At 72.5% G+C, this 13,610-nt stretch carries 9 protein-coding genes; 2 read left to right on the forward strand and 7 right to left on the reverse strand.

The window, feature by feature from the left end; all coding sequences use genetic code 11:
* Positions 1-406: 406 nt before the first annotated feature.
* The 7 genes from ACZ7IF_RS19140 to ACZ7IF_RS19170 form a co-directional block, all read right to left on the reverse strand.
* Positions 407-4,978, reverse strand: coding sequence for a putative T7SS-secreted protein (locus ACZ7IF_RS19140; RefSeq protein WP_470972571.1), 4,572 nt, complete (start codon positions 4,976-4,978; stop codon positions 407-409).
* Positions 4,975-5,511, reverse strand: a complete 537-nt coding sequence (locus ACZ7IF_RS19145) for a hypothetical protein (RefSeq protein WP_470972573.1) — start codon at positions 5,509-5,511, stop codon at positions 4,975-4,977. The genes ACZ7IF_RS19140 and ACZ7IF_RS19145 overlap by 4 nt, the downstream gene beginning before the upstream one ends.
* A complete protein-coding gene (locus tag ACZ7IF_RS19150) occupies positions 5,508-5,951 on the reverse strand; it encodes an SseB family protein (RefSeq protein WP_470972575.1) in 444 nt (147 codons plus the stop codon). The genes ACZ7IF_RS19145 and ACZ7IF_RS19150 overlap by 4 nt, the downstream gene beginning before the upstream one ends.
* Before the next feature lie 130 nt (positions 5,952-6,081).
* Entirely contained in the window at positions 6,082-6,792 is a 711-nt protein-coding gene (locus ACZ7IF_RS19155; protein ID WP_470972577.1) for a DUF6789 family protein, read from the reverse strand.
* A gap of 256 nt (positions 6,793-7,048) precedes the next feature.
* Positions 7,049-8,659, reverse strand: coding sequence for a transporter (locus ACZ7IF_RS19160; RefSeq protein WP_470972579.1), 1,611 nt, complete (start codon positions 8,657-8,659; stop codon positions 7,049-7,051).
* Complete coding sequence (locus ACZ7IF_RS19165; protein WP_470972581.1) at positions 8,656-9,492, reverse strand: ABC transporter ATP-binding protein; 837 nt, start codon at positions 9,490-9,492, stop codon at positions 8,656-8,658. Before ACZ7IF_RS19165 ends, ACZ7IF_RS19160 begins: the two co-directional genes overlap by 4 nt.
* Before the next feature lie 125 nt (positions 9,493-9,617).
* Complete coding sequence (locus ACZ7IF_RS19170; RefSeq protein ID WP_470972583.1) at positions 9,618-10,304, reverse strand: bifunctional DNA primase/polymerase; 687 nt, start codon at positions 10,302-10,304, stop codon at positions 9,618-9,620.
* A 214-nt stretch (positions 10,305-10,518) separates the two neighbouring features.
* On the opposite strand from ACZ7IF_RS19170, the gene ACZ7IF_RS19175 reads away from it, so the two are divergent.
* Positions 10,519-11,901: a transcriptional regulator gene (locus ACZ7IF_RS19175; RefSeq protein ID WP_470972585.1), complete on the forward strand. Its 1,383-nt coding sequence runs from the start codon at positions 10,519-10,521 to the stop codon at positions 11,899-11,901.
* An 80-nt stretch (positions 11,902-11,981) separates the two neighbouring features.
* On the forward strand, positions 11,982-13,604 hold the full coding sequence (locus ACZ7IF_RS19180; protein ID WP_470972587.1) for a hypothetical protein: 1,623 nt from the start codon (positions 11,982-11,984) through the stop codon (positions 13,602-13,604).
* The last annotated feature ends 6 nt before the right edge of the window (positions 13,605-13,610 follow it).

Genomic DNA, 13,610 nt, shown 5'->3' on the forward strand with positions numbered 1-13,610 from the left:
TCAGGTCCATGTCCTGTGACGCGGCATGGCCGAACTCCTGGTCCTCGACCAGTGATCGGATGATCTACGCGGGGCTCTCTGTCGGGAGACTCATTTCCGCTGGGTGACGTCCCCTTCAGCCGTCACCGGCTCCATGCGGGTGGTCCAACCCTGACCCGAATCTGTTGATCGCGATCGATGTGGTCTACCACTGTGCCCTCGACTGATGCGCCGACATCCGGCAGTTGCGTAATCTCGCCTGGCTTCGCCTCCGGCGCATAAGAGGCGACATCCACGAACGCTTTCACGTCGGGCTCCCCTTGGATCTCAAGGAACACCCCGAAAGGAAATCTGGCTCGGACTCTCCCGCGGAGCGTCGACCCCAGGGGGTGTGTGCGCTTCGCTTCGCTCCAACTGTCCACTTCTGTCACTTGTGCCTGTGTCTCCAATATTGGTTGAGTTCTTCGACCACCGAGTTTGGGATTTCAAGCTCCGTCAGAGGGCCGCCTTCATATGGGCGCTCATAGTCTGCATATTTCTCCAGGTATTCCTTCATGGGTATTCTGACTTCTATAACCCCCTCCTTGTAGTGGGCGGCGTAGGCATCCGCGAGTTCCCGTTGTTTTGCGAAGTACACCTGGCCGTTCATGTAAGGGTCATTCGGCCCGCCTGGGAAGTTTTTCTCCAGGAATCCCTCCTCTTCCTGGATTTTCCCCTGCCCTGTTTGGGGCGCCTTGTAGATGCGCTGAACGTTCGGATCTTCCTCAGGGCACTTGTTGGGTGCCAGGCCCAGCGGATCCGACCAGGTGTGGGGGTTGGTGACGTAGGTGGCCGGGTTCGGGGCCGGGGTGAGGCCCAGGGGGTCTGGGGAGAGGTAGCGGGCCGTTTCGGGGTCGTAGGTGCGGAAGTAGTTGTGGTGGAGGCCCGATTCGGGGTCGTAGTACTGGCCCGGGAAGCGGAGTGGGGTGTAGGCCGTTGCGTCGCGGTTCCAGGTTGTGGTGCCCCACAGGGTGGTCCGCGTGTGCCACGCCGTGGTGCCGTCCTCCGCCAGGAGGTGCGTGGGGGTGCCGATCAGGTCGGTGACGATCGCGAAGAAGCGGTCGTCGATCTCCGGCTGGTCGATGCGTTCCGTCTGGGTGACGGGGTGCGGGCCCTGGTGGGTCCAGGTGAGGGTGACCGCGCCGCTGGTCTCCTCGCAGAGGGTGGTGCCGTCCCAGGTGAAGAGGGTTTCTTCTACGACGTCGCCTGTGCGTGAGAGGCGCTGCTTGGACGTGCGGCGGCCCAACGGGTCGTACCGGTAGCGCCAGCGGGTGCCGTCCGGGGTGGTGATCCCGGTCAGGCGGTCCTCCGCGTCCCATTCGTAGCGCCAGGTGTCCGGCTTGCGGGAGAGGCGGGTCTTCTGGCGGAGGGTGACGCGGCCCAGGGCGTCGTGTTCGTAGCGGACCGAGCCCGCACGGGTGATGCGGGTGCCCGTGTAGGCGCGTTCGCCGTGGGATTCCGATCCCGGGTGCCGCGTCGGCCAGGAGGCGCTGGTCTGGTTGCCGGCCTCGTCGTACGCGTAGCGCTCCGACCAGTCCGCCGCGTCCACGGAGGTGACGCGTGCCGCCGCGTCGAGGGCGAAGGTGCGCGGGCCGGTGAGGGAGTCGTCGATGCCGGTCAGGTAGCCGTCGGCGCGGTAGCTGTAGCCGCGCCGCTGGAGGGTCCGGCCGTCCTGGCCGGTCACTGACTGGGCGGTGCGGCGGCCCATCCCGTCGTAGTCGTGGGTGAGGGAGAGGGACGTGCCGAGGGTCCGGGCCAGTTCCCGGCCTGCGGCATCCCGCTCGAACTTCAGAGTGCGGCCCGCTGTGGTGAGGGAGGCGCGACGGCCGGCCGCGTCGTACGCCCAGTGGGACGAGGAGCCGGCGGGAGTCGTGCGGCTGGTGCGGCGGCCCAGGGTGTCGTAGCCGTACACGAGGGAGCGGCCGTTCACCGTCTCCGAGAGGAGGCGGCCCGTGGCGGCGTCGCGGAACCAGGTGACCGTGGACTCGGGTGAGGCCGCTGCCGCCAGGGCGTCGAACGCGTCGTACTCGTAGGTGGTGACCAGGCCCGCCGCGTCCTTGCGGATCGGCTGTCCGAGTGCGTTGTGTTCGAAGGCGGTCGTTTCCCCGATGGGGTTGGTGCGGGACGTCAGGAGGCCCGATGCGCCGTACTCGTACGTCAGCGTGCGAGTGTCGAAGTCCGTTTCCGCAGCCAGACGTCCGGCCCCGTCGTAGGTGTACGTCCAGGTCAGGCCCTGGGGGTTCGTGACGCCCGTGAGGCGGAGCTGCGTGTCGTGGGCGAACGTGTAGCGGGCGCCGTCCGGGCCCGTGCGGGCTGTGAGGAGGTCGAAGTCGCCGTACTCGGAGACCGTGACGCCGCCGACCGCGTCCGTGTGGGTCAGGCAGTTGCCCTCGCCGTCGTACGTCCAGGATTCGGCGGTCCCGTCGGGGTTCTCCCGGCGGAGGAGGCGGCCTTCCACGCTCCAGGTGAGGTGGGTGGTGTGGCCCAGGGGGTCCGTGACCGCTGTTGGGCGGCCGAAGGCGTCGCGCTCGTACGCGGTGGTCGCGCCCAGGGGGTCCGTGGTGGAGGTGACCTGGCCGGCGCGGTCGCAGCGGACCGTGGTGGTGTGGCCCAGGGCGTTCGTCACCGCCGACAGGTGGCCGTGGGTGTCGTACCCGAAGCGGGTCGTGGTGCCGTCCGGGGCGGTGGACGAGGTGCGGTTGCCGGTGGCGTCGTACGTGGTGAGGTGGACGCGGCCGTCGGGCTGGACGACCTTCACCGGCTGGCCGAGGGCGTTGTACTCCGCCCGTATCGCGCGGCCGTCCGGGCGGAGCAGCGTGGTCAGGCGGCCGTCCTCGTCGTACTCGTAGCGCGTCGTGTGGCCGAGGGGGTCCGTGCGGGTGAGGAGGCGGTGGTAGGCGTCGTACGTCGACCGGGTCGTGGCGCCCGTGGGGTCGGTCTCCGCCGTGACCTGAGCCCGGTCGTTGATCAGGAACTGGGTGGTGTGGCCCAGGGAGTCGGTGAGGATGGTCCGCCCCGGCTCGTACGTGAAGCGGACGTTCAGGTGGCCGTTGGTGCCCGACTGGGCGGTGCAGCGGTGCTGGTCGTCGTAGACGTAGTCGAAGTGGCGGTCGTTGGTGTCGGTCCAGGACGTCATCCTGCCGAGGTCGTCGTAGCCGAAGCGGAGCGGGCGGCCCGAGGAGTTGGTGACCGCCGCGAGGTGGCCGTCCGTGTACGCGTACCGGAGGATCTGGGTGCCGTCGGCGAGGGAGAGGGAGGTGATTCGGTCCCCGGACGAGGTGAGGCGGAGTTCGTATCCACCGCTGTGGACGAGGGACGCCGGGGCACCGGACTCGTCGTAGTCGAAGGTGATCCAGGCGCCTGACCGGTCCTCCAGCTGGACGAGGCGGCCGTCGTCGGTGAAGTGGCGGACGTGGCCGGATGCGGGGTCCGTGACCGTGTATCCGCCGTCCGCGTCGAGGGTCAGCGGCCAGCGCTGCCCGTGGGCGGGGAGGGCGGGGACCCCCGGCTCGGGGTGGGGGTAGGCGAGGAGGCTGCCGTCCTCGCGGACGAGGACCAGCCCGTCGTCGTCACGCTCCAGACGCTGGTCCACCGTCGAGGCCCACGACGGGCCGAACCAGCGGCCCGCCCGGTACGAGGACTCGAAGGTCCGGGTGAAGACGAGGGGGAGCGTGCCCGGGAGGACGACGTCGGTCTGCGGCAGGACCATGCGGCCCGTCGCCACGTCGACCGGGTCCTCGCGGCACACCTTCTGGTCCTGGGCGCGGGCGGTGGCCTCCGGCTGCGCCTGCTGGGCCGCGCGGGCCTCCTTGGCGGCCGCGCTCCCCGCCGCTTCCTCCGCCACCCGTGCTCCGGCACGGGCGCCCTTGGCCGCAGTCCCGGAGCCCGTGCCCAGGAACTCGGGCAGGAGGCGGCCGGCGCCCTCGGCGAAGTCGTTCCGGAAGGGGTCGACGAGGGCACTGACGACGCGGTCGGGGTGGGCGGGGGCCGAGACCAGCCCGGCCAGGGTCATGCCGACGTTCTGCTGGTACTCGGCGGGGTGGGTCAGGTTGTAGCTGTCGAACGGAGACACGCTGCGGGCGAAGTCGATCATCCCGGCGGTGCCCTTGACGACGCCTCCGCTGAAGTGGGTCAGCTCCAAGGACGCGGCGGCGGCCTGGTCGGTGACCGCGGCCATGGCCTTCGTGTGCGGCGAGGGCTGGGTCGGGGCGTGTTCCAGCGCGGCGGTCAGGGTGCTTCCGGCCGTGCCGGCGGCCTCGTCGCGCTGGCGGCGGGCCTCCGCCAGCATCTCCTGGGCCGCTTTCGCCTCCGCGGCCCCGACGTTGACCGGCTGGGCGGGTACCGGGCCCGGGTTCTTCCCCGCCAGGGCGGTGGCGTTGTAGGTGTCGACGGCCTTGGCGTAGGCGTCGGCGGCCTCCTCGTGGGCCTTGAGGGCCTTGCGGTAGAGCTCGATGGCCTGCCCCGCCTGCTTCTGGGCCCACTCCACCGTGTCCGCGTACCGGGTGAGCGCGTCGCCCGCCTTCTGGCAGGCGTCGGCGGCGTGCAGCCACTTGGCCGGGTGCACGGCGAACGCCCCGCGGAACGCGTCGGCCGCCGCCCCCTTCCAGCTGCCGGCGTCCAGTGCCTTCATGCCCTGGCCGACCCGGTCGAAGGAGGCCTGGAAGTCCTTCATGTGCGCGGCTGACGCGCGTATGTCGGCAGGCGAGCCGTGGACGAGTTCGTCGGCCTGCTCGGTCTGGCCCAGCTGCTGTTCCGCGACGGCCGCGCCGAGGCGGGAGGCGAGGCCGTCGCCGAGGTCCTCGATCTCGTCGGCCCAGCCGTCCTTGCCGGCCTTGTGGAGGATGCCGCCGATCTCGTCGGTGGCCTTGTCGATGCCCTCGCCGGCCTTCTTCTTCGCGGCGGTCCAGGCGTTCCCCAGCTGCCCCAGGCCCTTGTCGGCCAGTGCTTCCCAGTCGGTCATCGCTGATCACCGCCGTCGGGGGCGATGTCCTCCCAGGTCTGCGCCCAGGCCCGGTCGGTGGCGTCCTTGGACTTGATGACCGATTCCGCGCTGTAGTCGGCGTCCCGGAAGTTCGTATAGGGGTTGGAAGCGAGGACCTCGCCCCAGTCCTTGCCGGTGACCTCCTGCTCCGAGGCGTGCGGATTGCCCCCGAGAACGGCGTTGGCCATCACCTTGAAACCGCCCTGGACGTACTGGTCCTGCTCGTGGACCAGGCCGGCCGACAGGCCCACGCCCGCCGCGAACTCGTTCGCTTCCCGGACCAGCGAGCGCACTCCCCAGCCCCACCGCTCGCAGAACGTGTCCAGCCGGGAGGTCAGGGCCTCGTGGCCGGTCTGCATGCCCGACAGCTTGAGCCCGGTGAACCCGCCGCCCAGGCTCGCCGTTCCGATCGAGCCGAGCTCCTTCAGCTCCGACAGGGTGTCCGTGATGCCCTTGGCGATCTGCCCCAGTGCCGCCTTCGACACGTCGAGTTCGTCCTGCCCGCCGCTCATGCGGCCACCTCGCCGTCCAGCGCGACGGAGTTCGGCACGATCCCGCGTACGGGCGGGAACACAGCCCCGTCCGGTCCTGCCGCGTCCAGCGCGACCCCGCACGGGAAGTCCAGCGCCGGTATCACCTCGTCCAGCAGCCGGGCGCCGAGCACCCGCAGGAAACGCCATTCACGTTCGGTCTCGTCCCGGGCCTGGGCGAACCGGCTCAGTGCCTCCTCGTCCGAGAACGCGCAGATCCAGTCCAGGCCGCCGAGTTGAGCGGTCCACAGCCCGCCCCGCTCGTCCTGCGGAACGAGCACCGCGCGGCCGCGGAACTCCGCCAGCCGGTCCCGGGCGGGTGCCTCGGCCAAGACAGCCGAAGCCGTCTCCGTCGCCCGCTCGGTGGCGGCGCGTGCGGCCGCCTCGGCTCGCAAACGGCCCCACTCCTCGTCGAACCCCACGCGGAACTCCCCCCACAGCCCTGGTGATCGAACGAACTTTTGCAGGGCGGGGCGGCAGAGCCAAATGCCGTTCGCCCGGCAGTACGCGGATCCGGCCAGGTGCGTCCGGTGAGGCCCCCGGCGGCCCGCGTCAGCGGCCGGGCAGCGGCAGGCGCAGTGGCGGGTCGGCCAGGACGTGGTGGCGGGCGTCGAGGCGGCCGAGGCACCAGCCCAGGGTGCTGCCGTAGATCAGGTGGCCGGCCAGGCTGACGGTCGGGGTGGCCGGGGTCAGGCGGAACAGCGGCAGCTGGCCGTGCGGGACCAGGAGGAGCGTGGCGATGAGGCCGGACCACACGAAGACGCCGTACGCGAGCCCGCACAGCACCAGCCGCCGCCGGATACCGGCCACCAGGCAGAACAGGGCGAAGGCCATGCCGATCCCCCCGCCGTCGCCGATGTAGCGCCACGCGTAGCCGACCGCGGCGTTCGGGCTGCCGGAGGCGGTGATCCACTGGCCGAGCCGCGGGATGAAGTCCGGCCAGCCGCCCAGGTAGATGACCGGCAGCCGCAGCATGCCGTACGCGGTGACCGCGACCAGCCCGCTGAGGAAGCCGGAGCGGGCCGCCCGCGCCACGGGGGTGCTCCGCCACAGCAGCAGCAGTGCCGCGCTCCAGAACGGGATGATCACGCCGTCCGCGGCGGTGTGCAGGACGATCAGCCCGCCCAGGGTCAGGGGGATGGCCGGCACCGGCAGCGTGGCCGTGCAGAACAGGAAGCACAGCAGGACGCCTTGTACCGCCGTGGTGCGGCCGGGCGCGCGGGCACGCCCCGGGGCGAGAGGTCTGGTCGGGCTGATGGGCATGGACGCGTCCGATGCCGAGGGGGCGAGCCTCTGGCTCGTGCGGGGGCTGACGAAGGTCGAGCCCGCCCGGCGGCCGACGAACCCGCCGGGGTCAGCGGTCGCACCGGCGCTCACACATCTCGTGGAGCGACCCTTCACCTCCCGCCACAGGTCTACGGGTCGGAGCGCGACAGGTGTGCTCACCTGGTAGCCGCAGAACGACCGAAGGGGGCGACGGGCCTTCGCCCGTCGCCCCCTGCACCGGTACGAGGGCGGGTCAGCCCTTGCTGACCGCCGCCAGGATCTCCGGGAGCTTCCGGGAGACCGCCGGGGCCGCCAGGCGGAGGCCCGCCCAGGTGGCCAGGCAGCCCCAGGCGATGCCGATCGGGAGGGCGAGCAGGCCCAGGGTGCCGGGGTCGTCCGCCAGGCTGATGTACACCGTCAGGCCGATCACCGGGGAGCAGATCACCGCGGACGAGAGCATGCCGCCGACGATGCCCAGCCAGGCCAGGCCGCCCTGCCCCGGGGCGACGTTCTTGAACGCGCCCTCCGTCGGGATGGAGTACGCGAAGTGCGCCGAGGCCAGCGCGCCCGTGCACAGCATCGAGCCCAGCAGGGCCAGGCCCAGGCCCAGGGCTGCCGGGAAGCCCGACCAGTTGCCCACCAGGGCGGCGGTGGCCACCGTGACGAGGACCGTGTACGGGACGGTGACCAGGGCCAGCGCGCCGGCGCGGGCGCGCAGCTCGCCGTACGCGTCGCGCGGCGTGGAGATGGTCTGGGCGACCATCCAGAAGGCGGAGGTGTCCTGCCCGAACTGGTTGTACATCTGTACGCCGAGCATCCCCGCGCCGAAGCAGGCCAGGTAGACCGAGCCGGTGCCCTGGAGGGCGTTGAAGACGGGGACGATCGCGCCGACCGCCAGCGCAGACACCCAGGCGGACTTCGTCTTCGGGTCGCGGACGGCGTAGCGCAAGGTGCGCTGCATGACCGCGCCGGTGCGCCCGCCGGGCAGCAGGGACCAGAAGCCGCCGGCGCCGCCCCGGTCCTTCTCGGGCTTCGCGGCCGCGAGGGTCGAGCCGTCGGGGGTGACCATCAGGCTGGTCAGGCTGCGTTCCCAGAACCACAGGAGGGCCGCCAGGGCCGCCAGGGTCAGGGCGAGCTGCGCGGCGGCCACGCCGTACGAGCCCTTGCTCGCGGAGTCCACCATGCCGACGGCCGTCGCCGGCGGCAGCCAGCGCACGACGGCCTCGACCGGCTCCAGCGCGGTCAGGCCGCCCTGCTTGAACAGGCTCTGGCCGGCGAAGTTGACGAACTGGGCGCCGATCGCGATCAGCAGGCCGCTGAGCACCGCGAGGTCGCGGCCCTTGCGGCTGGACAGGAGCCGTACGTTCGCCGTGGCGACGGCGCGGGCCAGGGCCACGCAGCCCAGCAGCAGGAGCGGGGCGCCGACCACGGCTGCCGCGATGCCCGCCGGGCCGTGCGCCACGGCCGCCACCGATCCGGCGGCGATGCAGAGCGTGAACAGCGGGCCGGTGCCGACCAGCGAGGAGGCCAGCAGGGCCCGTACGAGCGGACGCGGGCGCAGCGGCAGCATCACCAGCCGGCTCGGGTCGAGCGTCTCGTCGCCGGTGGGGAAGAAGAGCGGCATCACGGTCCAGCTGAGCGCGAGGATCGCGGCGAGCAGGACGACCACCGTGCCGGCGTGGACGTGGCCGTGGAGCATGGCCAGGCACAGGGTGACGAGCAGGGAGAACAGCAGCGAGATCACCAGGCTGGCGATCCAGACGGCCTTGCGCTTCGACGACCCCTTGAGGCCGTTGCGTATCAGGGAGAGCTTCAGGCGGACGAACAGCGAGGTGACGGAGGCCTCGGAGGCGGTGCCGGTCATCGTGCGCCGCCGAGCCAGTCGAGGGAGTCACCGGCGGCCTGGTCGCGGGCGCCGACGAGTTCGAGGAAGGCGGCCTGGAGGGAGGGCGCGGAGCCCCGTACGTCGGCCAGCGGGCCGGCGGCGCGGATCTGCCCGCCCGCCATGACGGCCACCCAGTCGCAGAGCGATTCGACGAGCTCCATCACGTGGGAGGAGAAGACGACGGTGGCACCGGACGCGGTGTAACGTTCCAGCACCCCGCGGATGGTCTGCGCCGACACCGGGTCCACGCCCTCGAACGGCTCGTCCAGGAACAGGACTTCGGGGTTGTGCAGCAGCGCGGCGGCGAGGCCGATCTTCTTGCGCATGCCCGTCGAGTAGTCGACGACCAGCTTGTGCTGGGAGCCGGCGAGGTCGAGCACGTCCAGCAGCTGCGTGGCCCGCTTGTCGGTCTCCTCGCCCGGCAGTCCGCGCAACCGGCCCATGTAGCCGAGGAGTTCACGCCCCGAGAGGCGCTCGAACATCCGCAGTCCCTCGGGCAGGACGCCGATGCGGGTCTTCACCTCGACCGGGTCGGCCCACACGTCGTGCCCGGCGACGACCACCCGGCCCATGTCCGGGCGCAGCAGCCCGGTCACCATGGACAGCGTGGTCGTCTTCCCGGCACCGTTCGGGCCGACGAGCCCGATGAAGCGGCCGGCCGGCAGCTCCAGGTCGATGCCCGCGACGGCCACCTGCTCGCCGAACCGCTTCCACAGCCCCTCCACCCGCACGGCGGCCGCGGGCTGCGCGGATCGCGCGCCTCCGCCCGTCCCGCCGTCCGTACCGCCTGCCGCATAACCCTGGTCCGGCATGCGCCTGCCTCTCGTTCTGTTCCCCGTGGTCGTACTTTCCTCACCATAGGAGGAGGGGGAGAGGCACCAGCAGTTACGAATGTCATGAACTTGCGGACACGTATGTCAGCGCGACGGGAGCGGGTTCACGCCTTGCGGCGGTTGCGGGCCGCGGCCGCCTCGCTGCCGCAGGCGTACGCGATGGCGTCGATCAGCTCCTCGGTGTCCGGCAGCCACCGGTTCGCCGGAGTGGGCTTGCGGGCCCACTGCACCGGGCCCTTGCCGCCGAAGCGGGTCGGCGGCGCGGCCACGTACTGGCCCTCGCCCCGCGTGACCAGGTCGATGGCGTGCGGCAGCCAGCCCAGCTTGCGCACCAGGTCCGGCACCTTCGCGCCGGCGCCCGGCAGTACGAAGAACAGCATCCGGTGGTCGGGGGTCAGAGCGACCGGCCCCAGGGTCCGCTCGGTGCGCTCCAGCCGCGCCAGCGCCAGGAACCCGGCGGAGTCCGGTACGTCGAGCGCGTCGAAGGTGCGGCCCGTCGGCATCAGGATCGAGGCGCCGGGGTGCTTGCCCCAGATCCGCCGCACGCCCACCGCGCTGCCCGAGGCCAGCGAGGCCCAGTCCTTGACCGCCGGGTGCGCGCCGGGCGCCGGGCAGTCGGCCACCCCGCACGAGCAGACCTCCCGGCCGTCGCCGGGCTCCAGCCACGTGCCGGCGAAGACGTCCCAGTGCCGTTCTTCCACGTACCGCACGGCATGGTCCAGCAGCTGGTCCCCGCGCTGCTGGGGGATGGGCGCGGCCTGCGTGACTGTGATGGTCTCTTCCACGCCCATCACAACTCCCCGGGTCACGGCGGGTTACGGGCGTAAACCAGCCGGTGGGCGCTGCATCGATCCTGCATACGGGGCGCACGGGTGCACGTGCGGGGGCGCGTGGGAGGCCGGGGCGCGGTCGCTGGGTAACGACACGTCGCAGAGCGGAAGATTCTCGGCACTTCAGGCGGGAAGTGATCATTCGAACGATCACCCGCGGCCTCAGGGGGTTTTCATGGCAGCCAGGCCTCTCGTAGCGCGCCAGCCGAACGAACGGCTGCAGGCGCTCATCCAGGAAGCCGGGTGCTCCAACGCCGGGCTCGCACGGCGCGTCAACATGTGCGGGGCCGAGCACGGCCTCGATCTCCGCTACGACAAGACCTCGGTCGCCCGCTGGCTGCGCGGCCAGCAGCCGCGCGGCCGGGCGCCCGGCATCATCGCCGAGGCCCTCGGCCGCAAGCTGGGCCGGACCGTCACCATCGACGAGATCGGCATGGCCAACGGGAAGAACCTCGCCTCCGGGGTGGGCCTGCAGTTCTCCCCGACCGTCATCGGCGCCATCGAGCAGGTCTGCGAGCTGTGGCGCAGCGACGTGGGGCGCCGCGACTTCCTCTCCGGGTCGAGCGTGGCGGCCTCCGCCCTGGTCGAGCCGAGCCGCGACTGGCTGATCACCGGTGCCGACCCGCAGGTGGCGCGCAGCGGCGGCGCGCGCGTGGGGATGTCGGACGTGGAGGCGGTACGGGCGACCACCGAGGCACTGACCGACCTCGACCACCGCTTCGGCAGCGGGCACGTGCGGCCCGTGGTGGTGCACTACCTCAACTCCGTGGTCTCGGGGCTGATCGCGGGCTCGTACCGGGAGCCGGTCGGGCGGGCCATGTTCGCGGCGGTGGCCCGGCTCACCGAGCTGGCCGGCTACATGGCGGTGGACACCGGGCAGCCGGGCCTGGCCCAGCGCTACTACATCCAGGCCCTGCGGATGGCCCAGGCGGCGGGCGACCGCGCGTACGGGGGCTACGTACTGGCCGCGTCGATGAGCCACCTCGCCGCCGAGCTGGGCAATCCGCGGGAGATCGCGCAGCTGGCGCGGGCCGCGCAGGAGGGCACGCGCGGGCAGGTCACCCCGCGGGTGGAGGCGATGTTCTACGCGGCCGAGGCGCGCGGGCACGCGCTGCTGGGCGACGCCCGGGCCACGGCGGTGCTGTCCGGGCGGGCGGTGACGGCGCTGGAGCGGGCCGAGCCGGAGTCCGGCGACGACCCGGTGTGGATCCGGCACTTCGACCAGGCCTACCTGGCGGACGAGCTGGCGCACTGCCACCGGGACCTCGGCCAGGCCGACGCGGCGGGCAGGCGCGCCGAGGAGGCCCTGCGCAACCTGCCCGCGGCGAAGGCGCGCCGCCGGGCCATCGGGCTGCTGTTGCTGGCGGCCTCGCAGGTGCAGCAGCGGGAGGTGGAGCAGGCCTGCCAGACGGCGACGAAGGCCGCCGAACTGCTGGGCTCGCTGCGCTCGCGCCGGGGCGCGGAGTACCTGGACGACTTCCGGGCGCGGCTGGAGCCGTACCGGGAGGAACCGGCCGTCCGGGAGTTCGGGGCGAGGCTGGAGGTTCAGGCGGCCTGACGTGATCACGGCGTGACCGGGTAGCGTGACTCGACGGTTCCGTGGGTTCGGGCCGGTCGGAGAAGGCAGAAGGAGTCCCGGTGACGGAGAACGGACAAGGGGGCGTCCCCCAGCCCGGGACGCCGCATCAGGCACAGCCGGTGCCGGCTCCCGGCTACCCGCAGCAGCCGGGGCCGCAGCCCGGCGAGGCGTGGGGCACGCCCCCGGCGTACGGGTACCCGGCCGGGCAGGACCCGCAGGCGGCGCCGGCTCCGCAGCAGTACTCCGGGCCGTACGAGTCCGCGTACGAGCCGCCGCCGCAGCCCGGGCAGCCCGCGTACGGGTACCCGCCGCCGGCCGGCCACGTCGTCGGCCCGGGCTTCGAGGGGCCGGGGGACCCGCACGGCTACGGCTACCCGCCGCTGCCGGACGCGGCGACGCAGTACATCCCGCCGGTCCGGGGGGCGGAGCACGAGCAGGCGACGCAGTACGTCCCGCCGGTGCAGGCGGCTCCTCATGAGCAGGCCACGCAGTACATCGCCCCGGTTCGGCCGGCGGCTCCGCACGAGCAGGCGACCCAGTACATCGCCCCGGTCCCGGCGGCCCCGCACGAGCAGGCGACGCAGTACATCCCGTCCGTCCCGGCGGGCGCGGGCGACGCGGCCACGCAGTACATCCCGCCGGTTCCGGCCGCCGGGCTGCACGAGCAGGCCACGCAGCACATCGCCCAGGTCACGGCCGCCCCGGCCGAGGCGGCGACGCAGTACATCCCGCCGGTCCCGGCGGGTCCGGCGGCCCCGCACGAGCAGGCGACGCAGTACATCCCGCCCGTCCCCGGCGGCGCGGCCCCCGCGGCGAACGCCGCCGAGGGCTTCGACGCGCTGTTCCGGGCCGATGGCGAGGCCGATGCCGCCGCCGGGCACACCCAGCAGCTGCCGCCGGTCCAGGACCCGGGACCCCGCCGGACCCCGCCGCCCGCGCCGGCGCAGCGGTACGGGCCGCGCCGGACCCAGCAGCCGCAGCCTCCCCAGCAGCCGCAGCCCCAGCAGCAGCAGTACGCGCCCGCGCCCCCGCCGCCCGCGCCCGCGCGCCGGATCCCGCCGGCCGTCATCGCGGCGGCGGTGTTCGGGCTGGTCGTGGCCGGGCTCGGGGTGGGCGCCCTGCTCGGCGACGGCAAGGCCCAGAACACCGACCCGGGCGCGGTGGCCCCCGCCGCCAGCGGCTCCGCGAACTCGGGCGCCGCACCGGGCGGGGAGGCGGTGGACCCGGCCCGCCCGCAGGCCGTCCAGCTCGACAAGCTGCTCGCGGACGCCAGCGACAGCCGGACCGCGGTGATCAAGGCCGTGGACGACATCAAGGACTGCAAGAACCTGGGCCAGGCGGCCCAGGACCTGCGCGAAGCCGCCCAGCAGCGCGAGGGGCTGGTCACCCGGCTCCAGGAGCTCAAGATCGACCTGCTCCCGAACAACGCCCGTCTCGCGGCGAGCCTGACCAAGGCGTGGAAGGCCTCGGCGGACGCCGACAACAGCTACGCGGACTGGGCGGAGGACACCGGCCACGACAAGGGCGGCTGCAAGGACGGCAAGGCCAAGGTGACGGACGACGCGCAGGACGGCAACAAGTCCAGCGCCGAGGCCACCAGGGCGAAGGAGTCGGCGGCGACCATGTGGAACACGATCGCCGCCAAGTACGGCCTCACGAAGCGGGACAAGTCCCAGCTGTGACGGGCG

The sequence above is a fragment of the Streptomyces sp. NPDC037421 genome (assembly GCF_055602105.1).

What these genes read in the sequence shown, in the direction of transcription:
- ACZ7IF_RS19140 (WP_470972571.1), bottom strand. Translation starts at nt 4,978, where the DNA reads ATGACCGACTGGGAAGCACTGGCCGACAAGGGCCTGGGGCAGCTGGGG.
- ACZ7IF_RS19145 (WP_470972573.1), bottom strand. Translation starts at nt 5,511, where the DNA reads ATGAGCGGCGGGCAGGACGAACTCGACGTGTCGAAGGCGGCACTGGGG.
- ACZ7IF_RS19155 (WP_470972577.1), bottom strand. Translation starts at nt 6,792, where the DNA reads ATGCCCATCAGCCCGACCAGACCTCTCGCCCCGGGGCGTGCCCGCGCG.
- ACZ7IF_RS19160 (WP_470972579.1), bottom strand. Translation starts at nt 8,659, where the DNA reads ATGACCGGCACCGCCTCCGAGGCCTCCGTCACCTCGCTGTTCGTCCGC.
- ACZ7IF_RS19165 (WP_470972581.1), bottom strand. Translation starts at nt 9,492, where the DNA reads ATGCCGGACCAGGGTTATGCGGCAGGCGGTACGGACGGCGGGACGGGC.
- ACZ7IF_RS19170 (WP_470972583.1), bottom strand. Translation starts at nt 10,304, where the DNA reads ATGGGCGTGGAAGAGACCATCACAGTCACGCAGGCCGCGCCCATCCCC.
- ACZ7IF_RS19175 (WP_470972585.1), top strand. Translation starts at nt 10,519, where the DNA reads ATGGCAGCCAGGCCTCTCGTAGCGCGCCAGCCGAACGAACGGCTGCAG.